General features: G+C 70.4%; 22 protein-coding genes. 10 read left to right on the top strand and 12 right to left on the bottom strand.

The features are described 5' to 3' along the window. Positions 1-46: 46 nt before the first annotated feature. Genes ACFC0D_RS25040 through ACFC0D_RS25025 form a run of 4 tightly spaced genes read right to left on the bottom strand, consistent with a single transcriptional unit; the run spans position 47 to position 4,652 of the window. The gene (locus ACFC0D_RS25040; protein WP_376439977.1) at positions 47-1,423 is read right to left on the bottom strand and encodes a GH1 family beta-glucosidase; all 1,377 of its coding nucleotides are present in this window, start codon (positions 1,421-1,423) and stop codon (positions 47-49) included. 34 nt (positions 1,424-1,457) lie between these two features. After that, positions 1,458-2,297: a carbohydrate ABC transporter permease gene (locus ACFC0D_RS25035; protein WP_376440039.1), complete on the bottom strand. Its 840-nt coding sequence runs from the start codon at positions 2,295-2,297 to the stop codon at positions 1,458-1,460. Positions 2,298-2,328: 31 nt separating this feature from the next. Next, positions 2,329-3,321 carry a carbohydrate ABC transporter permease gene (locus ACFC0D_RS25030; protein WP_376439974.1) on the bottom strand — a complete coding sequence of 331 codons (993 nt, stop codon included), beginning with the start codon at positions 3,319-3,321 and terminating at the stop codon, positions 2,329-2,331. Positions 3,322-3,335: 14 nt separating this feature from the next. Further along, a complete protein-coding gene (locus ACFC0D_RS25025) occupies positions 3,336-4,652 on the bottom strand; it encodes an ABC transporter substrate-binding protein (protein WP_376439970.1) in 1,317 nt (438 codons plus the stop codon). A gap of 185 nt (positions 4,653-4,837) precedes the next feature. Between ACFC0D_RS25025 and ACFC0D_RS25020 the strand changes: the two genes are divergently transcribed. Further along, entirely contained in the window at positions 4,838-6,160 is a 1,323-nt protein-coding gene (locus tag ACFC0D_RS25020) for an ROK family protein (protein ID WP_376439967.1), read from the top strand. A 183-nt stretch (positions 6,161-6,343) separates the two neighbouring features. Here ACFC0D_RS25020 and ACFC0D_RS25015 read toward each other — a convergent pair whose 3' ends face one another. The 3 genes from ACFC0D_RS25015 to ACFC0D_RS25005 form a co-directional block, all read right to left on the bottom strand. Beyond that, on the bottom strand, positions 6,344-7,348 hold the full coding sequence (locus ACFC0D_RS25015) for a MerR family transcriptional regulator (protein ID WP_376439964.1): 1,005 nt from the start codon (positions 7,346-7,348) through the stop codon (positions 6,344-6,346). A gap of 3 nt (positions 7,349-7,351) precedes the next feature. Continuing rightward, the gene (locus tag ACFC0D_RS25010) at positions 7,352-8,023 is read right to left on the bottom strand and encodes a HEAT repeat domain-containing protein (protein ID WP_376440036.1); all 672 of its coding nucleotides are present in this window, start codon (positions 8,021-8,023) and stop codon (positions 7,352-7,354) included. A gap of 165 nt (positions 8,024-8,188) precedes the next feature. Further along, on the bottom strand, positions 8,189-9,070 hold the full coding sequence (locus ACFC0D_RS25005; RefSeq protein WP_376439961.1) for an alpha/beta fold hydrolase: 882 nt from the start codon (positions 9,068-9,070) through the stop codon (positions 8,189-8,191). A gap of 621 nt (positions 9,071-9,691) precedes the next feature. Here ACFC0D_RS25005 and ACFC0D_RS25000 point away from each other — a divergent pair. From ACFC0D_RS25000 to ACFC0D_RS24990, 3 genes are all read left to right on the top strand, one after another. Further along, entirely contained in the window at positions 9,692-9,814 is a 123-nt protein-coding gene (locus tag ACFC0D_RS25000) for a hypothetical protein (RefSeq protein ID WP_376439958.1), read from the top strand. A gap of 29 nt (positions 9,815-9,843) precedes the next feature. Further along, entirely contained in the window at positions 9,844-10,740 is an 897-nt protein-coding gene (locus tag ACFC0D_RS24995) for an RNA polymerase sigma-70 factor (protein WP_376439956.1), read from the top strand. A 62-nt stretch (positions 10,741-10,802) separates the two neighbouring features. Further along, positions 10,803-11,207, top strand: a complete 405-nt coding sequence (locus ACFC0D_RS24990; protein ID WP_376439953.1) for a hypothetical protein — start codon at positions 10,803-10,805, stop codon at positions 11,205-11,207. A gap of 259 nt (positions 11,208-11,466) precedes the next feature. On the opposite strand, the gene ACFC0D_RS24985 is transcribed toward ACFC0D_RS24990, so the two are convergent. After that, positions 11,467-11,862 (bottom strand): RidA family protein, encoded by a 396-nt coding sequence (locus tag ACFC0D_RS24985; RefSeq protein WP_376439950.1) that lies wholly within the window; start codon positions 11,860-11,862, stop codon positions 11,467-11,469. 137 nt (positions 11,863-11,999) lie between these two features. Here ACFC0D_RS24985 and ACFC0D_RS24980 point away from each other — a divergent pair, with 137 nt between their 5' ends. Beyond that, positions 12,000-12,971: a helix-turn-helix transcriptional regulator gene (locus ACFC0D_RS24980; protein ID WP_376439947.1), complete on the top strand. Its 972-nt coding sequence runs from the start codon at positions 12,000-12,002 to the stop codon at positions 12,969-12,971. A gap of 127 nt (positions 12,972-13,098) precedes the next feature. On the opposite strand, the gene ACFC0D_RS24975 is transcribed toward ACFC0D_RS24980, so the two are convergent. After that, positions 13,099-13,617, bottom strand: coding sequence for a GNAT family N-acetyltransferase (locus ACFC0D_RS24975; RefSeq protein ID WP_376439944.1), 519 nt, complete (start codon positions 13,615-13,617; stop codon positions 13,099-13,101). Here ACFC0D_RS24975 and ACFC0D_RS24970 point away from each other — a divergent pair. The 3 genes from ACFC0D_RS24970 to ACFC0D_RS24960 are packed head-to-tail and all read left to right on the top strand — an operon-like array spanning position 13,616 to position 19,523. Further along, positions 13,616-14,206, top strand: coding sequence for a helix-turn-helix domain-containing protein (locus ACFC0D_RS24970; RefSeq protein WP_376439941.1), 591 nt, complete (start codon positions 13,616-13,618; stop codon positions 14,204-14,206). The genes ACFC0D_RS24975 and ACFC0D_RS24970 overlap by 2 nt on opposite strands. Further along, positions 14,206-15,501, top strand: coding sequence for an MFS transporter (locus ACFC0D_RS24965; RefSeq protein WP_376439938.1), 1,296 nt, complete (start codon positions 14,206-14,208; stop codon positions 15,499-15,501). Before ACFC0D_RS24970 ends, ACFC0D_RS24965 begins: the two co-directional genes overlap by 1 nt. Continuing rightward, positions 15,459-19,523 carry a hypothetical protein gene (locus ACFC0D_RS24960; RefSeq protein ID WP_376439935.1) on the top strand — a complete coding sequence of 1,355 codons (4,065 nt, stop codon included), beginning with the start codon at positions 15,459-15,461 and terminating at the stop codon, positions 19,521-19,523. The genes ACFC0D_RS24965 and ACFC0D_RS24960 overlap by 43 nt, the downstream gene beginning before the upstream one ends. 84 nt (positions 19,524-19,607) lie before the next feature. Here the strand turns inward: ACFC0D_RS24960 and ACFC0D_RS24955 are convergent, their stop codons facing one another. From ACFC0D_RS24955 to ACFC0D_RS24945, 3 genes are all read right to left on the bottom strand, one after another. Beyond that, positions 19,608-19,754: a hypothetical protein gene (locus ACFC0D_RS24955; protein ID WP_376439933.1), complete on the bottom strand. Its 147-nt coding sequence runs from the start codon at positions 19,752-19,754 to the stop codon at positions 19,608-19,610. A 237-nt stretch (positions 19,755-19,991) separates the two neighbouring features. Further along, positions 19,992-21,560 (bottom strand): glycerol-3-phosphate dehydrogenase/oxidase, encoded by a 1,569-nt coding sequence (locus ACFC0D_RS24950; RefSeq protein WP_376439931.1) that lies wholly within the window; start codon positions 21,558-21,560, stop codon positions 19,992-19,994. Further along, positions 21,557-22,201, bottom strand: coding sequence for a TetR/AcrR family transcriptional regulator (locus ACFC0D_RS24945; protein WP_376439928.1), 645 nt, complete (start codon positions 22,199-22,201; stop codon positions 21,557-21,559). Before ACFC0D_RS24945 ends, ACFC0D_RS24950 begins: the two co-directional genes overlap by 4 nt. A 74-nt stretch (positions 22,202-22,275) precedes the next feature. Between ACFC0D_RS24945 and ACFC0D_RS24940 the strand changes: the two genes are divergently transcribed. Together ACFC0D_RS24940 and ACFC0D_RS24935 are read left to right on the top strand one after the other, a co-directional pair. Continuing rightward, a complete protein-coding gene (locus ACFC0D_RS24940) occupies positions 22,276-23,871 on the top strand; it encodes an FAD-binding oxidoreductase (protein ID WP_376439925.1) in 1,596 nt (531 codons plus the stop codon). 60 nt (positions 23,872-23,931) lie between these two features. Further along, positions 23,932-24,813 (top strand): diacylglycerol/lipid kinase family protein, encoded by an 882-nt coding sequence (locus ACFC0D_RS24935; RefSeq protein ID WP_376439923.1) that lies wholly within the window; start codon positions 23,932-23,934, stop codon positions 24,811-24,813. The last annotated feature ends 86 nt before the right edge of the window (positions 24,814-24,899 follow it).

The following is a 24,899-nucleotide window of genomic DNA, read 5'->3' as shown; positions in this document are numbered from 1 at the left end:
CCACCGGTCGGATCCGGTGGGCGGGGCCCTTTGCCGTACGTCTGGCTCAGCTGCCCGCGCTCGCCTCCCGGTGGGCCCGGATGATCTCCGCGTACCGGTGTCCGCTCGCCTTGATCGTGCGAGCCTGGGTCGCGTAGTCGACGTGGACGAGGCCGAAACGCTTGTCGTAGCCGTAGGCCCACTCGAAGTTGTCCAGCAGGGACCAGGCGTAGTAACCCGCCAGCGGTGCGCCCTTGCGTACGGCCCGGGCGCAGGCCGCGATGTGCTGCTCCAGGTACCGGATCCGGTCAGGGTCGTGCACGGCGCCGTCGGGGCCCACGGCATCGGGGAACGCGGAGCCGTTCTCGGTGACGTAGAGCTGCCGTACCCCGTAGTCCTCGGTCAGCCGCAGCAGCAGCGCCTCGAGCCCTCCGGCGTCGATCTGCCAGTCCATGCCGGTGCGCGGTACGTCGGGCAGACGCACTTCCTTCGCGTACGGGAGGGGACCTGTGGGGTCGTCCTCGACGGTCGCCGGGAAGTAGTAGTTGAGGCCGTGCCAGTCGAGCGGTGCGGCGATCGTCTCCAGGTCACCGGGGCGTTCCGGCAGCTCGACCCCGTACAGCTCGCGCATGTCGACCGGGAAGCCGCGCCCGTAGACGGGGTCGAGCCACCAGCGGTTGGTGTGCCCGTCCATCCGGACGGCCGCCGCGATGTCCTCGGGGCCGGTGGAGGCGGCCTCGATTGTGGAGTGGTTGGTGACGAGACCGATCTGCGCGCCGGGCGCGGCCGCGCGCAGGGCCTGCGTGGCCAGACCGTGGCCCAGCAGGAGGTGGTAGGAGGCGCGGACGGCGGCGGTCAGATCGGTCAGACCCGGGGCCATCCGGCCCTCCAGGTGGCCGATCCACGCCGAGCAGAGCGGCTCGTTGAGGGTGGCCCACTGGGTGACGCGGTCCCCGAGCCGGCCGGCGACGGCGGAGGCGTACGCGGCGAGGTGCTCGGCGGTCTCGCGCGAGGTCCAGCCGCCCCGGTCCTGGAGGGCCTGGGGAAGGTCCCAGTGGTAGAGGGTCACCGACGGTGTGATGCCGGCGGCGAGGAGCCCGTCGACGAGCCGGTCGTAGAAGTCGAGGCCGGGGGTGTTGACCGGTCCGTCGCCGCCGGGGACGACGCGCGGCCAGGCGACGGACAGCCGGTAGGCGTCGGTGCCGAGCCGCTTCATGAGCGCGAAGTCCTCGGGCCACCGGTGATAGTGGTCGCAGGCCTCGTCGCCGTGGTCGTCGTTGTCGACCTTGCCGGGAGTGTGGGAGAACGTGTCCCAGATGGAGGGGGACCTGCCGTCCTCCGCCACGGCTCCCTCGATCTGGTAGGCCGAGGTGGCCGTGCCCCAGACGAAGTCCCGGGGGAGGGCGGCGAGGTCTGTGGGTAGGGAGTCGGTCGCTTCGGACACGGAGATCCTCTCAAGGCGTGCTGATGGAGGGGGACTACTTGACCGCTCCGGCGGTGAGTCCGGTGACGAGATAGCGCTGAAGGAGGAGGAAGCCGGCCACGACGGGCACGCTCACGACGAGGGAAGCGGCCATGACCTGGTTCCAGTACACGTCGTTCTGGGTCGAGTAGCCCTGGAGGCCCACCGCGAGGGTGCGGGTTGCGTCGTTGGTCATCACCGAGGCGAACAGCACTTCGGCCCACGCCGTCATGAAGGCGTAGACGGCGACGGCGACGATGCCGGGGATCGCGGCGGGCACGATCACCCGGAAGAGCGCGCCGAGCGGACCACAGCCGTCGACCTTGGCGGCCTCGTCCAGTTCGCGGGGCACCGAGTCGAAGTACCCGATGAGCATCCAGATCGAGAACGGCAGGGAGAAGGTGAGATAGGTGAGGATCAGGCCGCCGCGTGAGCCGAACAGCGCGATCCCGGTGGCGTTGCCGATGTTGACGTAGATGAGGAACAGCGGCAGCAGGAAGAGGATGCCGGGGAACATCTGGGTCGACAGCACCGTGACCGTGAAGACCCGCTTGCCGCGGAAGGAGTACCGGCTGACCGCGTAGGCGGCGAAGACTGCGATGACGACGGAGCAGACGGTCGCCGAACCGGCCACGATCAGCGAGTTCATGAAGTAGTCGGCGAGCGGGACCGTCTCCCAGATGTCGACGTACGGCCGGATCGTGAGCTCTGAGGGGATCCACTGGAACTTCCCCGAGACGTCCTGCAGCGGCTTCAGCGAGCTCGAGATCATGACGTACACCGGCAGCAGGACGAATCCGGTGAGGAGAGTCAGAAAGATCCGCCTGCTCCACAGGAAGGACCGCGGCGGGGCCATGGGGGAGCGGGGCGGGCGGCGTGCGGTGGTCTCAGGCATCGCCCGTCTTCCTTCCGCGGGAGGTGGCCAGGAGGTAGACGCCCGTCACGACGAGCAGGAAGAGCAGCAGCAGGACCGACATGGCCGCGCCCGTGCCGAAGTTCCAGGTCTGGAACGACGACTGGTAGATGTGGATCGAGATCACGTCGGCCGCCTCGGGGGCCGCCTTGCCGAACAGTACGAACGGCGTGTTGAAGTCGTTGAACGTCCACAGGAAGAGCACCAGGACGAGCACCTGGTTGACCGGGCGCAGCGAGGGCAGCGTGATCCGGCGGATCTGCTGCCAGACGCCCGCGCCGTCCAGGGCGGCGGCCTCGTAGATCTCCCGGGGGATGTTCTGCAGACCGGCCATCATGATGAGGAAGGCGAAGGGCCAGCCCTTCCACACCGATACGACGAGCAGCGTGACGAAGCTGTTCTCGCCGATCAGCCAGAACGGCGGGCTGTCGGTGAGCCCGAGCTGGTCGTGCAGTACGTGGTTCACCAGGCCGTTGTCCCGTTGGAACATGAACGCCCAGGTGATGACGGCGGCGTAGACGGGCAGGGCGTAGGGGACGAGGAAGATCGTCCGCAGTATGCCCCGGCCACGGAAGGTCTCCTGGAGGAAGATCGCGGCGGCGGTGCCCAGCAGCCAGCACAGTCCGACGGAGAGCAGCGTGAACAGGCAGGTGGTGAGGAAGGAGTTCAACAGCGCCTGGCCCACCGGGGCGTCGAAGTCGACCGTGAGGGCGTAGTTGTCGAAGCCGGCCCACGGAGCGGTGCCCCAGTCCCGGATGTAGAACTGGGTGAGTTCCTTGAAGCTCATGACGATGCCGATGACCATCGGCACCAGGTGGACCAGGAGCTCAAGGACGAGCGCGGGGAGCAGCAGCAGGTACGGCAGCGAGATGCGGCGGAGCCGCCCGGGAGGGCGCGGGCTCCGCGCCTTCCCGGGGGTGAGCTTCGGTGCGGTCCGTCCCGCCGGTTCGATGGCGGTGGTCGTCATGTCGGTGTCCGTGCTCACTTCTTGGGCATCTGCTGCTGGGCCTTCTCGAGCTTCGCTCGCACCGACTCGGTGGTCACCTCACGGCCGGCGGCCGCTTCGGCGAAGAGCTCCTTGACGGCGGTGCCGACGACCGTCTCGAACTGCGACTCCTCCGGCACCTGGGGGAGTGCGGCGGCGCTGGTGGCGAGGGTTTCGCGCAGGACGGCGAGGGCCGGGGTGTTGAACGCGGGGTCCTGCTGGGCGGAGGAGACCGGCGGTATCGACCCGTAGGCCTTGTTGAGGATCTTCTGCTCCTCGTCACCGGTCATGAACTTCACGAACTTCATGGCGCCGTCGATGTTCTTGGTGTTCTTGAAGACGGCCATGTTGATGCCGGCGACCATGGAATTGGTGGACTTGCCCTGCCCTGGAGCTCCGGACTGCACGGGAGCGGGCGCGACACCCCACTCGTCCTCCTTCATGCCCTGCGAGGCGAAGGTGGCGGAGGCGGTCTGCCACAGCACCATGGCGGTCTTGTCGTTGGAGAAGTCGCCGAGGGACTGGTTCTGCGCGTACTCGGCGTTGCCCGGGGCGACGATCTTGTGCTCGGCCATCAGGTCGACGTACTGCTCGACCGCGGCCACGGCACCGTCGGAGGTGAAGTCGGCCTTGCCGTCGGGGGTGAAGAAGTCCGCCCCGTGCTGCTTGCCGAGGACGAAGACCTGGTGGATGTTGTTCGCGAGGTTGGAGCCTTCTACGCCGATCGCGGACTTGCCGTCCTTGCTGAGCTTCTTGCCGGTGGCGACCAGTTCGTCCCAGGTGGCCGGCGGCTTGGCGATACCCGCGTCCGCGAACATCTTCTTGTTGTAGTAGAGGGCGTACGCCATGGAGTACAGCGGGACGCCCGCGGGGTCCTGGCCCTGGACACCGGTGGAGTCGAGCGCCGACGCCACGAAGCGGTCCTTGCCGCCGATCTTCTCGAAGTTCTTCGCGTCCCAGGGGAGCAGGGCGCCGCTGGACTGCAGGGAGGCGCTCCAGGTGTTGCCGATGTTGAGGACGTCGGGGCCCTGGCCGGAGGTCGTGGCGGTGAGGATGCGGTTGAGCAGGTCGTTCCAGGGGACGACCTCCAGCTTCACCTTGATCCCGGTCTGCTTCTCGAACTTGTCGAGTTCGGGCTGGAGGACCTTCTTGTCGACCTCGATACTGGCGCCCTGGTTGGACGCCCAATAGGTGAGCGTCTTGGGGTTCTCGTTGGACCCGGCACCGCCGGAGGTGCCGCCGCCGCAGGCGGCCGCCGAGAGGACGAGGGAGAGGGTGACGGCGCCGACGGCTGCAGCTCGGGTTCTGCGCATGACTCCAGGGGCCTTTCGTGGAGTGGCGGATCGCCCGCGAGGGGGAACGGCGCATGGTCCCGCGTTCAGTTCCCGAACGACCTCAGGGCTTAATTTAGGATGTGAGTTAAACCTCAAGCGAAGGTCGCGTCAAGAGTCGTGACAGCGGTATGTTGCTTGCAAGAACATGACGACGAGGGGGCAGGGTGACAGTGCGCAGCGGCCGTACAGTGCGTGACCTGCGGCGGGAGAACCGCACCGCGGTGTTGCAACGGTTGTATTTCGACGGGCCGTTGAGCCGCTTCTCGCTCGGGCCGGTCACCGGCCTGAGTTCGGGGTCCGTGAGCAACGTGGTGGCCGAACTGGTCACCGAGGGCCTGGTGGAGGAGGCGGGCAGCGTCGACTCCGCCGGCGGCCGCCCCCGCACGCTGCTGCGCATCAGCCCCCACAGCGGGTACATGATCGGGGTGGACGTCGGCGAGACCCGGGTGCGGATCGAGCTCTTCGACCTGGCGCTGACCGAACTCGCGCGGGTCGAGCGGCCGTTGGAGACGAAGGGGGAGCGGCGGGTCGACCGCTACGACGTCGGGGTCGTCGTCGGCCATCTCCGAGAAGGCATCACAGAGGTTCTGGAGCGGGCCGGTATCGCGGCGGAGCGCCTGCTCGGTGTCGGCATCGGCGTGCCGGGCATCGTCGCCAGGACCGGCGACGACGGCGCCGTCGTGCACGGGCAGACCATCGGGTGGGACGCCGTACCGCTGGAGCGGCTGCTGCGTGAGTCCCGGCTGCTGCCCGACACCGTCCCCTACTACATCGACAACGGCGCGAAGACGCTCGGCCAGGCGGAGATGTGGTTCGGAGCCGGCCGGGGCGCGCGCAACGCGGTCGTGGTCCTCTTCGGCTCGGGCGTCGGTGCCTGTGTCGTCGCCGACGACATGAGACCGGGCCGGGCCGTGGAGTGGGGCCATCTGACCGTACGGGTACGGGGCCGCCGCTGCCGCTGCGGCGCCCAGGGCTGCCTGGAGGCGTATGCGGGGGCGGAGGCGCTGCTCCAGCGCTGGGCCGAAGCGGGCGGCCGCCCACCCGCGGACGCGGACGAGGAGACCGCGCTGACCGCGATGCTCGCCGCCGCCTACCCGGCACCCGCCGCCGACGGTGTCGTACCGGAGGCCGACGACACGGCCCTGGCCGTTCTGGAGGAGACCGCCGAGTACCTCGGCGCCGGGTTCTCCGACCTCATCAACCTCTTCCAGCCCGAGCGCATCCTCGTCGGCGGCTGGGCCGGCCTCCAACTCGGCGCCCGCTTCCTGGACTCCGTACGGGCCTACGCCACCTCCTACGCCCTCTCGTACCCGGCCGCGCACGTACGCATCGACCTCGGCACCCTCGGCCCGGACGCCGTCACCGTCGGCGCGGCGATCCTGCCGCTGGCCGACTTCTTCACCCGCGGCGGCCGCCGCGCGGAGACGAACCAGGAGGAGCAGCCTCCGGCCTGGCAGACCACCCTTCAGGAACGGGCGGCGCAGTAGGGGGCGGCCGGGGTCGGTGAGGGGGGGCCGGGCTCGTACGTCGTCACGGTCGGTTGCCGGGGCCTCGCCGGCTTCGGACGGCCGGGCTGTCCTGCCGACCGGCAGGAACGGCCGCGACCGTTCCCACTCGGCATCCGTGGGAGCACTACGCGTGCGGTGACCAGCGGCAAAGGGCAAGGATCGTCATGGGGCATCGCGCAGCGTGAGAATGTACGCGGCAGTGAGCGCAACGCCACGGTCTTCGTCATGCGACAGATCCGCAAGGGCACGTGACGCCGTGAGTCCCGGGATGTCCGCGAGTGCCTGAGTCAGCCGTCGACGTGCGGACGGACCGCTGGTGCCGCGGGCGAGGAACTCGACAAGCCTGGTGGCGATCTGATCCGCCAGCACGGGATCACGCGCCAGCACGCTCAGTGCATCGGCCGCATCCACGTCATTCGTCTCCTCGAAGACCATGTCGATGAGCGTCGGAACCGCGTCGGCCACTCCACGTACCCCGAGCGCCACAGCCGCACATCTGCGGACCGTGATGTCGGAGTTCGTCAGGGCATCCCGCAACAGCGCGGTCGCCCCATCGCTCGGAATCTCGGCGATCGACCTGACCGCACGCTCCCGCACCTCGGCCGCCGGCGAGCCAAGGCCCTCCGCCAGCAGCGTCAACCCTCCGTCGCCCGATTGCGCCAGAGCCCATCGAAGGGCTCCGGCGACGTTCGGGTCCGACTCGCCCAACGCCGCCTCGGCCAGCGCTTCCACGGGTACCGGAACCCCTTCGACCGAGGACAGGGCCGCGCGCTGACGTTTGCCGGCACTCTCCGACCCCAGGGCATGGAGGAGTGCGACGATCTGGAGCACGTCCTCCCAGCCGTCGGGTTCCGCGGCACCGATCCGACGGAGCCGCGTGAGCAGCGCCGTCTCAGCGGCGATGCGTTCGCGGGTCTGGCGGATGAGATCGTCGACGAGCGCCGAGGGCTTGAAACCGGGATCATCCAGTGCGCTGCCGACTTCACGCAGCGACAGCCCCAAGGAGCGCAGGCTCTCGATGTGGAAGATGCGCCGGATGTCCTCGGCCGAGTACTCGCGATAGCCCGCCTCGGTACGGCCCGTCGGCCGCACGAGGCCGAGCGACTCGTAGTGTCTGAGCATCCGGGCGCTGACCCCGGACCGTCGTGCCACATCACCGATCAACACGTCCTACTGCCCCTCCTGGCCCTTCCCGCCGAGCGCTACGACGCGCTTCGCCTCCTCGATCGCGAACTCGAACCCGGCATCCGGGTCGCGCAGAAACCGCTCCGTGGCGATCGCGTGTTCACGTACGCGAGGATCCGGATCCGTGCTCGCAGCCCGAAGAGCCGGCAGGATCACCTCGCCGAGCGCGATCAGCGCCCGGCTCAGGCTCAACCGCGTCTCACGGTCGCCGCGCCCGAGCTGAGTCGCCAGCACGCCGGCCAACTCGGGCTCCTCCTCAGCGGGTACGAGCACGACGGCTGCCCGCCAGGCGCTCCGCGCCACCTCGTCGTCGGCGTCGGACAGAAGCCCCCGTGTGATCGCCGGCCACGCCTGCCGGTCCCCGATCTTGGACAGCGTGTGCAGCGCCTGGCTCCGTGCCTGCGCCCGCTCCGACCGGACTTCGTGGAGAAGCCCTGGAACCGTCACCGATGACGAGTGTCGGGTGAGTGCCCACGTGAGCATCTCGCGCACGTAGAACTCGGGCTCGACCGCGCAGCGCTCGATCAGTTTGTCGACGAACCGCGCGTCGGGGGTCGTGCCGACCGCCAACGCTGTCCGCAGCCGCACCGACGAGCGGCCGTCCTCCAGCCCCTGGAGGGCTCGCGTCGTATCCGTGTCCTGTTTCGCCATGGTCATCGGGACCACCTCCTCGGCCACAGTGAAGACCTTGTCACCGTGTCAAGGTCAAGCCGGTGCGGCGGGCGCTGGTCAGCCGGGCGGATGCGGCACGGCGGGGTGCTGTCCGGCCGGCGGATGTGTGCGGGCGCGGCGCCCGTACCCACCGGCTGGCCTCCCCATGGATCACACGGCGACCACGGGCGAGACGCGCTCGACGGCGCGGAGATAGTCACGGCCCTCCAGCGGTTCATCCATGAGGAACCGCATGCCCAGGTCCACGAGCTCCACCGGTCGTTCCACGGGCAGCATGTGGTCGGCGTCGGACACGACGGCGAGTCGGCTGTCGGCGCAGGTGGCGGCGAGGTCGCGGCACCGGTCGGGCGTCGTGAAGCTGTCGTGCTCGCCGGACGCGACCAGAACGGGCATCGGCGGCGGCTGGTGCAGGTCGAGCCCTTCGTGTCGGAGCAGGCGCTGCGTGTTCGCGATGAACTGCTCCCTGTCGTGGGGGGTCAGGTTCTGCAGCCGGCGGCGGAGGAACCGCCGTACCCGCGTCCCCGCCACCACGGAATCGACCGTGTCGAGGTTCATGAGCATGCCGAGTGTCACATCGGTGAACTCTTCGATCCGCTCGGCCTTCAGCAGCTCGACACTCCGACGGATCGGGCCTTGTGCCTGTTCGGGGATGTGCGTCATGGTGCCGATGAGCACCAACTTCGCGACGAGACCGGGACGCTTCTGCGCGAGCCGGTAGGCGACGGCGCTGCCGTAGGACCCGCCGAGGAGATTCACCGAGTTCAGTCCGAGCTCATCGAGCATGTGCCCCAAGGCATCCGCGAGGAAGTCGGATCCATAGTGCTCGGGCAGGACGGGGCTGGCTCCCCAGCCGGGCAGGTCGACGGTCAGTACGTCGGCGAACTCCAACAGTTCGCGCTCCAGGCGGCCCCAACTCTCCTTCGTCTGGAACGCGCCGCCGACCAGGACCAGCGTCCCGATGCGCGCCGAACGGCCGCGGACGAACCGCGACTCACATCGGAAGCCACCCCATCGATGGCGCGTAACGGTCACCTCGCCGTGCCCCTCGGCCCGGCACGCTTCCCGAACCCCCGTCGTGGAACCTGTCCCCAAAGTCATGAAACCCGCCCAAACTCAACGAACTTTACGAGGTCATGTGAATCCAGCATGAGAACTGCCAACGAGCGCGGCGAGTTGTGTCCTGCGGCGACGCGATCGACGCCTATTGGCATACAAAATGACGAATAATCAAATAAGGCGCGCACTCGTCACTGATCCGCTTATTACGGATAGATTGCCGATCTTACCGCCCGCGCTACGGCCGAACTCGCCGCCGCCACGACGGCACGACGTCCCGTCCGGTCGGTCCCGCCCGGGCGGCCCGGCGCACCGCGCAGACCGCACGTACGCTCTTACGCCGTCCGCGTCAGACCTACCCGCCGCTTCGGCGGGTGGCAGGGGCGCGGACTTCGGCCGGGCGCCGGCGCGGTCGCCGGGTCCGATCAAGGGTGCTGGGATCGTTTCCATGCCCGGCTCGAACTCAGCGGACGGCCCGGGCTCTGTGCTCTTCTCGACGCCCGAGCCGGGCGTATGGAGTGATCTGCCTCACACACTGTCACAGTCGTTGATCGCGCGGTGTCTTGATGTCGCAGCCGATGAGACGGAGGAGATGCCATGACCGAGAACACCGATCGCGTCGTGCGCGGCAACGGAGATGCCAAGGTCATGGGGGCCAACCGCCCGGGGCAGCGGGACGACGTTTTCGTGACGTCGGCCACCGTGGAACTGGCAGCCTGAGCAGTCATTCGACAGGAAGAGACCGAGACATGACCGACCACGCCACCGACCCCGCGACCGACACGTTCGTGGCACACCGCAACCTGCTCTTCACCGTCGCCTACGAGATGCTCGGATCGGCGGCCGATGCCGAGGACGTCCTCCAGGAGACCTGGCTGCGGTGGGTCAAGGCCGACCTGAGGCTGGTGCGTGACCAGCGGGCGTACCTGGTCCGGATCACGACGCGGCAGGCGCTCAACCGGCTGCGCACCATGCAGCGTCGCAGGGAGGCGTACGTCGGCCAGTGGCTGCCCGAGCCGCTGCTGACCGCGCCGGACGTGGCCGAGGACGTCGAGCTCGCCGAGAGCATGTCGATGGCGATGCTGCTCGTCCTCGAGACGCTCTCGCCGACCGAGCGGGCGGTGTTCGTGCTGCGCGAGGTCTTCGACGTCGGCTACGACGAGATAGCCGAGGCCGTCGACAAGACCCCCGCCGCCGTCCGTCAGATCGCTCACCGTGCCCGCAAGCACGTCGACGCCCGCCGCCCCCGCAAGGCGGCGTCCGCAAGCCTGACCCGGGCCGCCGTGGAGTCGTTCCAGCGAGCCATCGAAACCGGGAACCCACAGGATCTCCTCGACGTGCTCGCGCCCGAGATCGTCCTGCTCAGCGACGGTGGCGGCGTCAAGCGGGCCGCGCTCAGGCCCATCATCGGCGCCGAGACGGTGGTCCGCTTCTACTTCGGCGGCTCCGCCAAGCCCCGAGCCACGATCACCTGCGAACACACCGTGCTCAACGGCAGCCCCGCGCTCGCCGTACACCTCGACGGCGAACTCGACGGCGTCATGGCCCTCCACGTGGAGGACACCCTCATCACCGGCCTCTACTACGTCCGAAACCCCGAGAAGCTCACCCGCCTCGGGACCGAGACCCCTCTGACGCTGCGATGAACACATCGGATTGCCGAGACACCATCCATCCCTGCCACATACCGAACGAGAGGGACCACACCATGGCCAGACAGGCGACGACCAAGCCGCGCGGCGTCACCTTCCTCAACGTCGCGATCGCCCTGCAGACCTTGACGCTCTTCTTTCAGGCAGCCACCGCCGGCATGCTGCTGACCTCGTCCCACGGCGCGCTGCTGCACGACGTCGGATCGCGCGTGATGTACGGCGCGTCCATGCTCTACGTACTTGCCGCGATCCTCGCCTGGCGGCCGGGCGGCGGCACGCCCCGCCCCATCCTGTACGCGACCGGCTTCCTCGTCCTCGCCTCGGTGCAGGTCGTCCTGGGCATCGCGCACATGCCCTCGCTCCATGTCCCCCTGGGTGTCCTGATGTTCGGCCTCAGCACCCTGGCACTCGGCCAGGTGCTGACCACCCATGTGTGGGGCCGTTCGCGCTACGCCTCGTAGCCGCTGCCGACCCCAGGTTGTTCCCGCACCAGCCCGGCGCCCGCGGTGGCGGCGCCGTCGCCACCTGGCTGCTCGAGCACACGTACTCGGCTCCGCGGATACCGAGGGCGCCGTGTAGGTCGAGCAGCAGGCGGACGTCTGCGTGCCACAGCCGGTGCGGGAACGACTCGCCGTCGATGGCATGGACGACGGTCGTTTCGTCACCACCCTGAGCAGCGGATACCACTCACCCGCCTGCTGCAGAGGGGGTGACGTCACATCATGCGACGGCGGTCCCCTCGAGCTCCACCATCTGGCCGGGGATCGCCAGTCGGTTCACCCCGAGCATCGTCGTGGCCGGCGCCACCCCGGCGGCGCCCAACCGCGCCGCCAGCCCGCCGTAGTGCTGGAAGAGCAGATCGACATCGGTCGTGTAGACGTTCAGCCGGACGAGGTTCGCGAGAGACATCCCGGCCTCGCCGAGCACGGCCTCCAGGTTGTCGATGCTCAGCGCCAACTGCGCCGCCATGTCACCGTCATGCTCAGGCTTGCCGTCGCCGCTCATCGCCGTCTGGCCCGAGATGTACAGGGTCCGTGTGTGGCCGGAGACGACCTCACCCTGGTTGAACCCCATCTCCACCGACCACGCCACCGGGTTGATCGCCGTTCGCTCCATCGCCACATCAGCTCCATTCGGTTCATTGGGCAGTACGGACGTCCATCGGCTCGGCAACCGCCGGCTTGGACGTCGTGTGAGCGAGCCTCCCAACAAATCACGACACCCTTGGTCATGTATTTCGTTAGAGTCCTCGCATGCGCGCCGACCGCCTGGTTTCACTGGTGCTACTGCTGCGCCGGCACGGTCGGATGACTGCGGACACGCTGGCCCGCGAGCTGGAGGTGTCCACCCGCACCGTGCTGCGCGACATCGAGGCGCTGTCCGCGGCCGGCGTCCCGGTCTACGCCGAGCGCGGGCGGCACGGCGGCTTCGGCTTGTTGCCCGGATTCAGGACCGAGCTCACCGGACTGAACCACGACGAGGCCCTTGCCTTGCTGACCGCAGGAGCGGCGCGCGGCGAGCAGGTGTTCGGCCTCAGCTCGGCGCTCGCTTCGGCGATGCGGAAGGTGGTCGACGCGCTGCCCGAAAGCCACCGGGCCATCGCGAGCGACGGGGTCCAGCGATTTCTCGTCGAGCCGGAGACCGACCTGCTCTCACGCCGGCTGGGTGCCGACGAGGTACCCGACACGACGATGATCGAGGTCCGGCGCGCGGTGCTCGCGGGACACAAACTGCGCATCCACTACGCGGCCACGGGCCAGACGCCACAGTGGCGCACGGTCGACCCGATCGGCCTGGTCACCGTACGAGACCGGGGCTACCTGCTGGCCACGAGATCCGGCGCGGACCGCACGTACCGGCTGTCACGGGTATTGGCCGCCGAGGAACTTCCCGAAGCGGCACAGCGGCCGAATCGGGTCGATCTGGACCGGATCTGGCGGGAACGCTCCGCGCAGTTTCTCTCCGATGGTCACCTCACCGTGCTGGTACGGGTGAACCCGGCGCGGCGGGAGGACCTGCTGGACACCGCGCTCGCCGTCCGCGCCGAAGAGCCCGAAGAGGACGGCCGGCTGCGGCTGGAGGTGACGTTCCAGGATGCACGACACGCCGAATGGGCGCTGTGGCAGCTCGGCACGGACGCGGAAGCCCTGGCCCCGATGTCGTTGAGGAGCTCCCTGCACGACCGCGCCTCCGCGATGGCGACTCGCTACAGAGATTCGTCCTGAGAGCGGGAAGCCATCTCCTTCGGCGATGTCGGTGGTCTGCGCGGCGCATTGATGAGCGGAGAGGGGTCGCCGTGTCGTCGCCGAAGAGGCTGCGGCCAGTCCATGTGGTCACTCACGTCGCGGCGGCTCAGGTCAGGGGAAGACGCATGATGGTGAGGTCGAGCCATCGGCCGAACTTGGTGCCGACCTCCGGCACCGTACAGACGTGGTGGAAGCCGAACCGTTCGTGCAGTCGGATCGACGCGGTGTTCTCGGCCTCGATGTCGGCGATCACCACATGGTGGCCCGCCTGGCGCGCCGAGGAGATGAGGGCGGCCAGCAACGCGGATCCGACGCCGAGCCCGTGCCGGTCCTCGCGGACGTAGACCGAGTTCTCCACCGTGTGGCGGAACCCGTCGAGATCCCGCCACGGTCCGTAGACCGCGAAGCCGGCCACCTCGCCCTCCACCTCCGCCGCGAACGCCGAGCCGCGCTCCACATGGGCGTGGAGCCAGGCGGCGCCTTCGCTGGGGGACTGAGGCGTGTCGGTCCACAGGGCCGTCGAGTGTTCGATCGCGTGGTTACGTATCGCCCGGATGGCCTCCGCATCGGCGGGGCGCGCCCGGCGCACCGTCACGACCTCGCTTCTCTCGTATATTGGATTCATGTCCAACATAGTAGACCCCTTGGTGGCGCAGATCGCGGACCGCGTCCGCACCGAGCGGGAGCGCCGCCGGTGGACCCTGGCCCAGCTCGCGGAGGCCTCCGGGGTCTCCCAGGCGATGATCAGCAGGATCGAGCGCGGCGAGAGCAGCCCCACCGCCGTCGTGCTGGGCAAGCTGTCCGCCGCCTTCCAGCTCAGCGTCTCCTCCTTGCTCGCCCTGGCTGAAGGAACACAGGACGAGACGGGTGAAGTCGCAGGAGTGCGACGGCGGGAAGACGCGGCCGAGTGGCGCGACCCCGCCACCGGATACCGGCGACGCCAGATCGCCGGCCCCCACTTCCCGGCGGAGATCGCCGAGATCCACCTGCCCGCCGGAGCCCGCGTGCCCTACCCGGCCGCAGCCTTCGCCTTCGTACGACAGGTGGTCTGGGTCCTCGACGGCCACCTGACCTTCCACGACGGCGACTCGGTCCACGAACTCGAAGCGGGCGACACCATCGAACTCGGCGAACCCACCCCGCGCGTCTTCGCCAACACCACCGACACCGAATGCCGCTACGCCGTCGTCCTGACCCGCGGCACACAGCCCTGATGCGCCCCCTTCCCCGAGGCGGCACGTTCCTCCTGGCCGCCATAGCCGGAACGGCGATCGCCAACAACTACGCACTCCAGCCCGCGCTCACCATCGTCGCCGCCGACCTGGACGTCCCTCTCTCCGTGATCGGCCTCGTACCGACCGCCGCACTCGCCGGCTGCATGGCCGGCTTCGCCCTCCTGCTGCCACTCACCGACCACCTCGCCCCCAACCGGCTCGTCGCCGCGCAGCTCACCGCCCTTGCGGCCGCTCTCGCCCTCGCCGCAGCAGCACCCGGCGCCACCGTGCTCCTGGCCGCCTACCTGGTCATCGGTGCCGCGGCCGGCGTCGCGGCCCAGGCCGGCAGCATCGCCGGCCGCCACGCCCCGCCCGGGCGCAGCGGAAGGAGCGTCGCCACCGTGGCTGCCGGCATGTCGGCCGGCATCCTGCTCAGCCGCATGGTGGGCGGCACGCTCACCGACCTCCTCGGGTGGCGGCGGATGCTGCTCGTCTTCGCCGCCCTCGCTCTGCTCGGGGCGATCGCCACCGCCGCGCTTCTGCCCGGGCAGCGCCCGCACTCCCGCCTCGGCTACCGCGCCACCCTCACCTCGCTTCCCCCGCTCCTGCGGCAACACCCGCAACTGCGCTCCGCGGTGGCCACCGGCGGGCTCTGGTACTTCGCCTTCAACCTCACCTGGGTCGCCCTCGGCCTCGCGCTGGCTCAGCCGCCCCACTCCCTCGCCCCGACCGCCATCGGCCTGTACAGCCTCGCCGGACTCCTCGGCTTCGCCGTACTCCCCGTGACCGGACGCCTCGTCGACCGGTACGGCGCCCACGCCGTCATCACCACCGCGGTACTCGCTGCCGCGGCCGGTACCGCCCTGCTGGCCACAGGCCTGAACTCCCCACCGGTCGTGGCGGCCGGACTCGCACTCTTCGACGCCGGCTGCTTCGCCGCCCAGGCCGCGAACCAGAGCCGCGTCATCGCCCTCGACCCCCAACGCTCCGGCAGCCTCAGCAGCGTCTATCTCGTCCTCTACTTCACGATCGGCGCCATCGGCACCGGCCTCGCCGCTCCCGTGCTCGACACCTTCGGCTGGCGGGGCACCACCGGCACCGCCTTGGTCGCGCTGCTCCTCGCCGCCGTCCTCGGCCTGAAGGGGCGGGGGAGCGGAAGGGACGGAGGTCCAGCGCGTGAGGTGCGAGCGGCGATGTCAGTGACGCCCCGTAACGTAGTTGCCATCGATCAGCACCACGGGGAGACCGACGCATGGGTACGCGTGTCGAAAAGAACGGCTACACCGCAGAACTGACGGACGATCTGGAGATCGTCTACCGCAATCCGCAGGGGCGGAGACTGAAGAGCTTCCCCGGCCCCATCGCCGGCGCACCAGGGCTGGATGCGCAGTTCGAGGCACGGAGGCATCTGAGGGAGCAGCGTGAGGAGTGCCGCCGGCAGGCTCGTGAGTGGGCCCTGGCCGGGGCCGCCGTGCCACGTGCACTGGCCGACGCCGATCCGCTGTGGCAGGAGGCGCTGGAGACGGAGGATGTCGACCTCGGCGACGAGCTGGGCGACGGCGGCCTGTGGGCCCGTACGTATGTCGGGTTCGACGGGCTCACACTGACGCAACTGCTTCCCGAACAACTCATTCCGTACCGCGACCGTTTGATGCGCGAGGAGCACTGGGAGCCGGACGGATGCTTCTCCACCGGCATACCGGACCTCTCCGACGGCGGGCTCCCCTTCCCCGAGCGGATCATCGCCGCCCACCCCGGCCTCGAGGAGCTGGTGACCCAGAAGCTCCTCAGCCTCCAGGGACGCACGCACCGGTGGAGTCTCGTCTACAAGCCCGATGTCGACAGCGAACTCCAAGGACTCGAGGAGTCGGCTCCCGCGCTGTTCATCACCCTTCTCGACGAGATGGCCGACCTGGCGCTGCGGCTGCGCGAGCAGCCGGCAGCCGCCGCCTGGTTCGGGCGGGCCCGCACCGCCGAACGCGTGCAGGCGCGCAAGGTCGACAAGGAGTGGCTGCTGGGCCGCTACCTCGCGTACGCCGACGGCCAGGCCCTCTCCGCCACGGTCCTGCGTGCCTGGGCCCGCGAGCTGGCCGTCAAGGGAGTGGCGACCGAGGCGGACCTCGTCCGCTTCCGCCTGGTGGCGATCCGCCGCGTCCAGGCGTCGTCCGAGGTGTACCCGCAACTGGCCGCCGACGTACGCAAGATCGCCAAGGCCGCCGGCCTCAACGCCGAGCGGGAACTGGCCACACTGCTCGGCGAGATACTCGAAGCAGACGGTGTGTCGCTGCGCGACGACAAGTTCTGGACCGACTGCCTCAAGGGCACGGCCTTGGACCTTCTGGGTGACCATGCACCCACAGCGGTCGACCGGGTGCTGAAGCTGCGTCCGCGTCACTTCGGAGACGACCCCACCCTGTGGCGGGCGCTGCTGGAGCGCACCGGCGCGCTGGCACGGCTCACCGGTGAGGCAGAGGGTCTGCCCGCGGGTGCGGCCGCGGTCTGGTTCTCCGAGTGTGTCCGGGCGAACAGCCACCACCACGGCCCCTCGCCCGTCATGTACGAGATCGCCGAGATGATCGCGCCGCGGCTGGCGGCCGATGGTGTTCCCGTGACGTTCCGCTATCGGCAGTTCGGTGACCGAAGCGACGCAAAGACGCCTCTCGACCTGATCGACCTCCTGCTGGAGCACGGCGCGCCCGTCGCAGACCCACCGGAACTCCTCGGCCCGTCGCAGCTGTACACCCTCCTGCTCGGTCGTCGGCCGAAGCTGGAGCATCTGCGGGCGGACGAGCGATTCGCCCGCGAGTTGCGGGCACGGGTGCGCGCCGATCTGGAGATGACCACCAAGGACCTGGGGGGCAACAGCTGGTACCAGCCTCACGAAACAAAGGGCTGGCAGCACATCCCCGAGCTGTTCGACAACCCGATCGGACACGAGGAGATCCGTGCCTGGTGCGACCGCGAGCGGGCGAAGCTGCGCGCGGGGGTCGACTTCGAGGAGCTGGTCCTGCTGCTCGGCCGCTTCGTCCACGTGGGCGTGGCGGTGGACCTGCTCCTCAAGAACGCGGACGCTGCCGCGGAGTTCGCGGCAGTGGATGTCATGACGCTGCTGATGGCCGAGCTGCCCGAGACTGTCACGCGGGCGCAGGTGGAGGAGGCGCTGGGCAAACTCCAGCCCTACGGCGTCGAGCGGGAGGGCGTCCGGGGCCCCAATCGCGGACCGATCCTGGAAGCGCTGCCGCAACTGGGCGAACCGATCAACAGCCTGGCCGCACGCTCCGTGGTGATGGCCGTCAACTGCCGCGCCGGCCTCGAGCGGCTCGTCCGCCGCCTCACCCCGGACATGGACGACGCGAAGCCGACCCCCGAGGCGGGGAGGGAAGCGCCCTACATCCAGATGGCCCGTCAGATGATGCGGTTCGCGGAGCGGGACACCGCCGTCTGGGACGGTGACCTCGCGCAGCCCAGCACCAGGTTCGACATTTCACTCCGCCACGACCTGTTCCACCGGCCGCACGCCCACGCCGCGCCACTCGCCCTGTGCGCCGTCTCCTCCAGGCCGGGCGGCCGGGCGGGCCAGTCGCTGATGACGTACACGACCCATCCCGTCGCCGCCGGTGAACCGGGTCGCTGGCGGATCGTCTACTGCGAGGCGCCCGAGGACCGCACCGGCGCCTACGCCCCAACCCAGGGGCAGGTCTTCCGGACGGCCACGTCCGTCGCCGTCGTGTTGGTCAGCCGAGGGACCAACCCCCACCGGATGCTGTGGGAGTACGCCCCCGACGGCTCCTTCGCCGAGGACGGCCCCCTGGCGGCCGCAGGAGTGAAGCTCACGCGTGCCCACGTTCTCGAGCCGGTGCGCCCTGCCGACTGGTTCGCACGCTTCGTCGCGCTGTACCGCGAGCGCGGCCCGGCACCGGCCCGTCCGGAGCTCGCCGCAGCTCTCGCCGAGCGTCTGGGCCTCTCGCCGGTGGAAGCCGCGGTGCTGCTGATGGCACACGTCTCCTGCGCGCCGCACCAGTTGGAAGAGGAGGACGACTACCTCTCCCATCACCCCTCCGCCGACCTGGAGGCATGGAAGATCCGACGCAGCGAGGCGGACGAGGCTGCCGCCGCCCTGACGTCCGTGCTCGGCTCCCGGTTCTTCGCGACGTTCTACGACAAGCTCCTCCCCGACGATCCCGAACAGCTGTGGAGCACGGGCCCCGACGTGGACCGCGCCGCCGAGTGGTGGCTGCAGGAGCTGGGCAGCCCCCTGCCCGTTCCCACCGCACTGCTGCCTCTCGCAACCAAGGAGATGCACCCTCCCAAGGGCGAGGCGGCCCTCGCCCGGTCGGAGCGCAGAGGCGAGCGCTGGTGGCCCCACCTGCGGCTTCCCTCTCTCCTGGGGTCCCTCGCCACCGGGGCGAACTGTCTCGACCACCACCGGGCCGGCCTGGCAGGTGAACCGCAGCCGTCGGCCCTGCCGAGGATCGCCGCCTGGACCGCCTACCGCACCCCGGCCGGCGATCCGCTGCGGTCCGTGGTCGCCGCGGCGATCTCCAGGATTCGCGACGACCTGGCCGCGCATCCCGGCCCGCTCACTCTCTTCTCATTGCACAGCAACTACCTGATGGGGGAGCCTCCTTCCACCGAGGCGCTCACCGCTCATCCGGCGGTCACGGAGGTGGCCGACACGAGCTTCGACATGCGTCATCTGCGTGTGGACCCCGCCGCGCTGAAGGGGCCGGACGATCCGCTGCTCGACACCCTGGACGCCTACCTCGACTCCGTACTGCCTTCCCAGTGGCTGCCCAGCCCCTCCGGGCTGCCCGCCCTCGCCGACCTGAGGCTGCTGCTGAGCGACGACTTCGCCGCGCTCGGCAATCACCTTGCCTCCGACGGCGAGCGGCCCCCGGGCTGGGAGCAGGACCCCACGCGCTCCGTACCGCATCTCGTCGAGGAGTGCGCCAAGGCCTTCGGACTGAGCGAGGACGCCGCCGCGCTCCATCTGATGCTGCTCGCCCTGCCGGACCCGACGGACCGCAACGTCAAGGCGTGGACCGGGTGGAAGCCCGCCCGCTTCAAGGAGGCCGAGGCCGAACTGGGAGCGTCGGGCCGAGTGCTGCGCGCCTCAAGGCCGCGAGCGGGCCGTTCCCTCTTCCTGCCGGGCGCCTGGCAGGAACGGAAGCCGCCCCGCCTCCCGATCGAGGTGGCCAAGCTCGGACTGCTGCCGCTGGCGAGGGAACACCGATCGACGTCACACATGGCGGCTGTGCCGTCGGCCCCCTTGCCCACGCTGTTCGCGCGGGCGTGGGAAAGGAGTCTACGTGGGTGACGGAGTGGGGTTGGGGGAGTGGGAGCGCGTTCCGCCACGCGAGGCTTCCCTGTCAGCACACGCCTGACCGTGCCGGCCGCCTCGTCACCGGCGCCCACGCAACCGATCGAGCAGCGAGCGCGCCTGGGCGCGCTTGCGGGGGTCGGTGGCGGCGCGCCGGGTCGAGGTGATGACCCGCTGTCCCTGCGGGGTACGGGTGAACTGCTTGATGCGCGTGATGAATCCGGACATGGTTCCTCCTTCGGGCTGTGCGTACCGCCCGCCTACCCCATGGGGGCGCGACGATGCCCGGTCGGGGTGTGTCCCCCTGGTACGGGACAGTCCGGAGGCTGCGGCCGGCAACACCTTCGGGTCGGACGGCGCTGCCTGGCCGCGGGGCCTCCCACGAGTCCGATCACGGGCCAGGCAGCCGGTGCCCGAAGTCGGAGCCGGACAGCCGGGCCGTGCCCCGAGACCGGCTCCGCCGGGTCAGGCCGTCTGCGTGAGCACCCCTAGGGCCGCCCGCTCCGCCGTGTCGCGGTCCTTCGCGACGAGGCCGATGCGGGTGCGGCGGTCGAGGAGGTCGGACGTGTCCAGTGCGCCTTCATGGCGGACGGCCCAGAGCAGTTCGGCGCAGGTGACCGGGTGGCCGGGGACGACGGGCTCGGCGAGGTCCGGGTTCTTGACGCCGAGGTCGTGCACGGCCGGTGCTTCGGTGCCGTAGCGGCGTACGAGGCGAGCCGGGACGTCGAGGTTGGCGAGGGCCTGTGGCCGGGCGGCTCCGACGAGGGGCACGGAGGCGGTGCGGCACGGGCCGGCGATGAGGGTCCGGGCGGCCACGGCGGCGTCGACGGCGTCCTGCGCCATGCGCCGGTAGGTGGTGAGTTTGCCGCCGACGACGGTGACGATGCCGTCGTAGGAGGTGAGGACGGCATGCTTGCGCGAGATGTCGGCGGTGCGGCCTCCCGGCCCACTGGTGTCGAGGAGGGGCCGCAGGCCTGCGAAGGCCCCGACCACGTCCGCGCGGTGGAGGGTGACGTCGAGGGCCGAGCCGAGGACGTCGAGGAGGAAGCCGATGTCGGTCTCGGGAACTTCCGGCACGTCGGGGACGTCGCCCTCGACAGGCTCGTCGGTGAGCCCGACGTACACCCGGCCGTCGCCCTGTGGAAGGACGAGGACGAAGCGGTTGGTCTCGCCCGGGATCGGGATGTGCAGGCCGGCGGAGAGGCGGCCGAGGTCGACGTCGCGCAGGACGAGGTGAGTGCCGCGGGAGGGCCGCAGCCGTACGTCGTCGACGAGGCCGCCCGCCCACACCCCGGCCGCGTTGACGACGGCCCGGGCGCGGATGCGCAGCTCCTGTCCGGTCGTCTCGTCGCGGACCAGTGCGCCGTCGCCGGTGAGCTCGAGGGCGCGGGTACGGGTGAGGATGCGGGCGCCGTGCGCGGCCGCGGTACGGGCGATCGCGGTGACCAGCCGGGCGTCGTCGGTGAGTTGGCCGTCCCAGGAGAGCAGCCCGCCGCGCAGTCCCGTGGTGCGCAGGGCCGGGGCGAGGTGGCGTGTCTCGACGGCGGACAGGGTGCGTGGTGCGGGGAGGGTGACGCGTGACGTACGGGCGGAGGCGCGCAGCAGGTCGCCTGCGATGAAGCCGGCGCGGGCGAGGGCGGCCTGGCCGCGGCTGACGAGCGGGGTGAGGGGCAGGACGAAGGGCTGGGCGCGGACCAGGTGGGGAGCGGTCCGTTCCATCAGGATGCCGCGTTCGACGGCGCTCTCGTGGGCGACGTCAAGCTGTCCGGTGGCGAGGTAGCGCAGTCCGCCGTGGATCAGCTTGGAGCTCCAGCGGGATGTGCCGAACGCGAGGTCGTGGGCGTCGATCGCGGCGACGGTGAGCCCTCGCGTGGCCGCGTCGAGCGCGGCTCCGGCTCCGGTGGCGCCGAGGCCGACGACCAGGACGTCGACCTCGGTTCCTTCGGCGAGTTCGGCGAGTTCGCGGCTCCGGCGCTCGGCGTTGAGCGAGGAGCCGGGCGGGGTGGGGCTGCTCTGGGGGTTCACGGGGCTCATGGGGTGAGGGTCCTCTCCAGCAGGGTGCGCAGTTCGTCGAGGAAGGCGTCTGCGCTCAGTTCGGGATCGGTCTCGTCGGTCATGGTTCGCAGCGAGAGCGTGAAGGACTGCACGACGAGCAGCAGTGACCGGGCCTGCAGGTCCGCGGGGGCGCGCCGTACGGATCCGTCCTCGTGCCCTTCGCCGAGCGCGGTGACGAGGAGGCGGAGGAAGGCCTCCTGGCTGGCGCCCCGGCGGTCGAGGATGTAGGGCAGCAGCAGTTCGGGGTCCACGTCGAGGATCTTGTGGAAGAGCGGGTGGTCTCGGAACGCGGCTGCCCCCGCGACGAGCCCGTCCACGATCCGCGACCGGACGGGTCGGCTGTCGTCGCCGGCCGGCATGGCGTCGGCGGCGACGGCGATCCACTCACGGGTCATCAGGTCTCCGACGAGGCTGCGGACGTCGGGCCATCGCCGGTACAGCGTCATCCGGGACACGCCCGCGCGCCGGGCGACGTCCGTGAGGGTGGTGCGCCGTACGCCGACGGCGAGCACGCAGTCGCGCACCGCGTCCAGCACGGGATCTGCCTCGGTACGGCTGCGGTCGGAGTGGCCGCGGTCCGAGTTGCTGCGGTCCGAATGGTTGTGACGAATGGGCGTCATCTGTCACAGTGTAATGCCAGTACGGGCCGAGCGGCAGCACCGTCCGTGAATCAGACCGAGAGGAACTTCTCGAAGTGGACATGTTGTGGAGCGGCTGGGGCGACCCGGCCAAGGCGGCCCCCCTTCCCGACGCGGTGACCGGCCTGCTGCGTGACCTGCTCGGCGTCACCCCCCGCGCAAGCGGCCCGTCGACCCTCGACGACATCGAGCTCCCCGCCCCGGCGCTGACCGGCGAGGCGCGCGCCGCGCTCACGTCGGCGCTCGCGGCTCAGGACGCGCTGCGCGACGACGCCGAGAGCCGTATCCGGCACACCCGCGGCAAATCGACCCCCGACCTGTTGCGTATCCGGGCCGGCGAGGTCGACGACATCCCGGCCGCCGTCGTACTGCCGGCCGACCATGACGAGGTGCTGGCCGTGCTGCGCGCCTGTGCCGCCCACGGCCTGTCCGCAGTCCCGTTCGGCGGCGGTACGTCCGTCGTCGGCGGCCTCGCGCCCGAGACGAAGCGGCCGTTCGTCGCCCTCGACCTGCGCCGCCTGGACCAGCTGCTCGCCGTCGACGAGGTGTCCCGCACCGCGACGCTGCAGCCCGGCCTGCGCGGCCCCCAGGTCGAGGCACTGCTGAACGAGAAGGGCTGGACCCTCGGCCACTTCCCGCAGTCGTTCGAGTGGGCAACTGTCGGCGGCTTCGCCGCGGCCCGCTCCAGCGGCCAGGCCTCCGCCGGATACGGCCGCTTCGACGAGATGGTCCTCGCCCTCACCGTCGCCACCCCGGAGGGCACCCTCGAGACCGGACGTGCCCCCCGCTCGGCGGCCGGTCCCGACCTGCGCCAGCTGATCCTCGGCTCCGAGGGCGCCCTCGGAGTCATCACGGCGGTGACCGTCCGCATCCGCCCCCTGCCGCAGAAGCGCGTCTACGAGGGCTGGCGCTTCGCCTCCTTCGAGGCCGGGGCCGCCGCCCTGCGCCGACTCGCCCAGGACGGCCCGCGCCCCACCGTGCTGCGCCTGTCGGACGAGACCGAGACCTTCATCGGACTCGCGCAGCCGGACGCCATCGGCGCCGCCGACACCCCGCCGAGCTCCGGCTGCATGGCGATCACCGGCTACGAGGGCACCGAAGCCGAGACCGAGACCCGTCGCGCCGCCGCGCGCGAGATCCTGCTCGACGCCGGCGGAGAGTACGTCGGCGAGGAGCCGGGTGACCGGTGGGAGCACGGGCGCTACAACGCCCCCTACCTGCGTGACGCTCTGCTCGACGCCGGCGCCTTCGCGGAGACGCTCGAGACCGCCGGATTCTGGTCCACGCTGCCCGAGCTGTACGCGGGGGTGCGCAACGCGCTGACCAGCGCGCTCACCGAGGCAGGCACCCCGCCGCTCGTCATGTGCCACATCTCCCACACGTACGAGAACGGTGCCTCGCTGTACTTCACCGTCGTCTCGGCGCAGGGCGAGGACGCGGTCGCCCACTGGGACCCCGTGAAGCGGGCCGCCAACGACGCGATCCTGGCGGCCGGCGGCACCATCAGCCATCACCACGGTGTCGGTACCGACCACCGTGACTGGTACGCCCGCGAGATCGGACCCCTGGGAGTCCGCATGCTGCAGGCGGTCAAGGCCGAGGTCGACCCGTCCGGCGTCCTCAGCCCCGGCGTCCTCATCCCCGTCCGCTGAACGCACCAGCCGACCCCACCCGTCCGCCGACTCTCCTTCTCCCGTCCGGAGGCCTGATCCATGCGACAGTTCACCGCCGTCGTCAACCCCACCGCAGGGGGATCCAGCGGCACGGCGGCCCTGCTCCCGCTGGCCCGGCTGCTGCGGGAAGCGGGCGCGCGCCTCGACACCGTGTACAGCCGCAATCTGGAACACGCGCAGGAACTCGCCCGCCGGGCGGGAGCACAGGGTCACGTCGTGCTCGCGGTCGGAGGTGACGGGATGGCCGGCTGCGTCGGTGGCGCGCTCAGCGGCACGGACACGGTGTTCGGCCTGGTTCCCGCAGGCCGCGGCAACGACTTCGCCCGCGCGCTGGAGCTGCCCACCGAAGCCCCGGGGCTCGCGCGGGTGCTGCTAGACGGCGAGCCGCGCGCGGTCGACACGATCGAGGTCGAGTCCGCGTTCCACGCGCGCGTCTCCGTCCTCGGAAGCGTGTACGCGGGCGTCGACGCGGTCGCCAACCGCCACGCCAACGCCTCGCGTCTGCTGCGGGGCGCGGCGTCGTACTACGCGGGCGGGCTGCGGGCCGTCCTCGCCTGGCGGTCGGCCGCGTACCGGATCACGGTCGACGGGGTGCTGCACGAGCGCGACGGCTACACCGTCGTCGCGGCGAACTCCGGCTTCTACGGCTTCGGCCGGAACGTCGCCCCCGGCGCGCGGCTCGACGACGGGATGCTCGACGTCGTGGTGATCGGAGACGCCCCCAAGCGCCACTTCTTCGCGACGATGAACGAGCTGAAGACCGGAGCGCACGTGAACCGCCCCCAGGTGGAGATCCTGCGCGGCAAGGAGATCCGCATCGAGGCGGACCGCCCGCTCCCGTACGGCGCCGACGGCGAGGTCGACGCGACCCTGCCGGTGACGGTACGGGTGCAGCCGGGGGCGCTCAACGTACTGAGCTGATCGCGCCGGGAACCGATGCGGTGCGTCCGCCGGGACGTCCACGGCGGGCACGGTGCCGCTCGGCGATGGGCCGCCCGCCCTCAAGG

Source organism: Streptomyces sp. NPDC056222 (genome assembly GCF_042264065.1).
Taxonomy (GTDB): Bacteria; Actinomycetota; Actinomycetes; order Streptomycetales; family Streptomycetaceae; genus Streptomyces.
This window is presented reverse-complemented; position numbering and strand designations above follow the sequence as displayed.

What these genes read in the sequence shown, in the direction of transcription:
- ACFC0D_RS24970 (WP_376439941.1), top strand. Translation starts at nt 13,616, where the DNA reads ATGTCCAACATAGTAGACCCCTTGGTGGCGCAGATCGCGGACCGCGTC.
- ACFC0D_RS25035 (WP_376440039.1), bottom strand. Translation starts at nt 2,297, where the DNA reads ATGGCCCCGCCGCGGTCCTTCCTGTGGAGCAGGCGGATCTTTCTGACT.
- ACFC0D_RS24985 (WP_376439950.1), bottom strand. Translation starts at nt 11,862, where the DNA reads ATGGAGCGAACGGCGATCAACCCGGTGGCGTGGTCGGTGGAGATGGGG.
- ACFC0D_RS24990 (WP_376439953.1), top strand. Translation starts at nt 10,803, where the DNA reads ATGGCCAGACAGGCGACGACCAAGCCGCGCGGCGTCACCTTCCTCAAC.
- ACFC0D_RS24950 (WP_376439931.1), bottom strand. Translation starts at nt 21,560, where the DNA reads ATGAGCCCCGTGAACCCCCAGAGCAGCCCCACCCCGCCCGGCTCCTCG.
- ACFC0D_RS24945 (WP_376439928.1), bottom strand. Translation starts at nt 22,201, where the DNA reads ATGACGCCCATTCGTCACAACCATTCGGACCGCAGCAACTCGGACCGC.
- ACFC0D_RS24980 (WP_376439947.1), top strand. Translation starts at nt 12,000, where the DNA reads ATGCGCGCCGACCGCCTGGTTTCACTGGTGCTACTGCTGCGCCGGCAC.
- ACFC0D_RS24965 (WP_376439938.1), top strand. Translation starts at nt 14,206, where the DNA reads ATGCGCCCCCTTCCCCGAGGCGGCACGTTCCTCCTGGCCGCCATAGCC.
- ACFC0D_RS24960 (WP_376439935.1), top strand. Translation starts at nt 15,459, where the DNA reads ATGGGTACGCGTGTCGAAAAGAACGGCTACACCGCAGAACTGACGGAC.
- ACFC0D_RS25000 (WP_376439958.1), top strand. Translation starts at nt 9,692, where the DNA reads ATGACCGAGAACACCGATCGCGTCGTGCGCGGCAACGGAGATGCCAAG.
- ACFC0D_RS25025 (WP_376439970.1), bottom strand. Translation starts at nt 4,652, where the DNA reads ATGCGCAGAACCCGAGCTGCAGCCGTCGGCGCCGTCACCCTCTCCCTC.
- ACFC0D_RS24975 (WP_376439944.1), bottom strand. Translation starts at nt 13,617, where the DNA reads ATGAATCCAATATACGAGAGAAGCGAGGTCGTGACGGTGCGCCGGGCG.
- ACFC0D_RS24935 (WP_376439923.1), top strand. Translation starts at nt 23,932, where the DNA reads ATGCGACAGTTCACCGCCGTCGTCAACCCCACCGCAGGGGGATCCAGC.
- ACFC0D_RS25010 (WP_376440036.1), bottom strand. Translation starts at nt 8,023, where the DNA reads ATGACCATGGCGAAACAGGACACGGATACGACGCGAGCCCTCCAGGGG.
- ACFC0D_RS25030 (WP_376439974.1), bottom strand. Translation starts at nt 3,321, where the DNA reads ATGACGACCACCGCCATCGAACCGGCGGGACGGACCGCACCGAAGCTC.
- ACFC0D_RS24995 (WP_376439956.1), top strand. Translation starts at nt 9,844, where the DNA reads ATGACCGACCACGCCACCGACCCCGCGACCGACACGTTCGTGGCACAC.
- ACFC0D_RS24955 (WP_376439933.1), bottom strand. Translation starts at nt 19,754, where the DNA reads ATGTCCGGATTCATCACGCGCATCAAGCAGTTCACCCGTACCCCGCAG.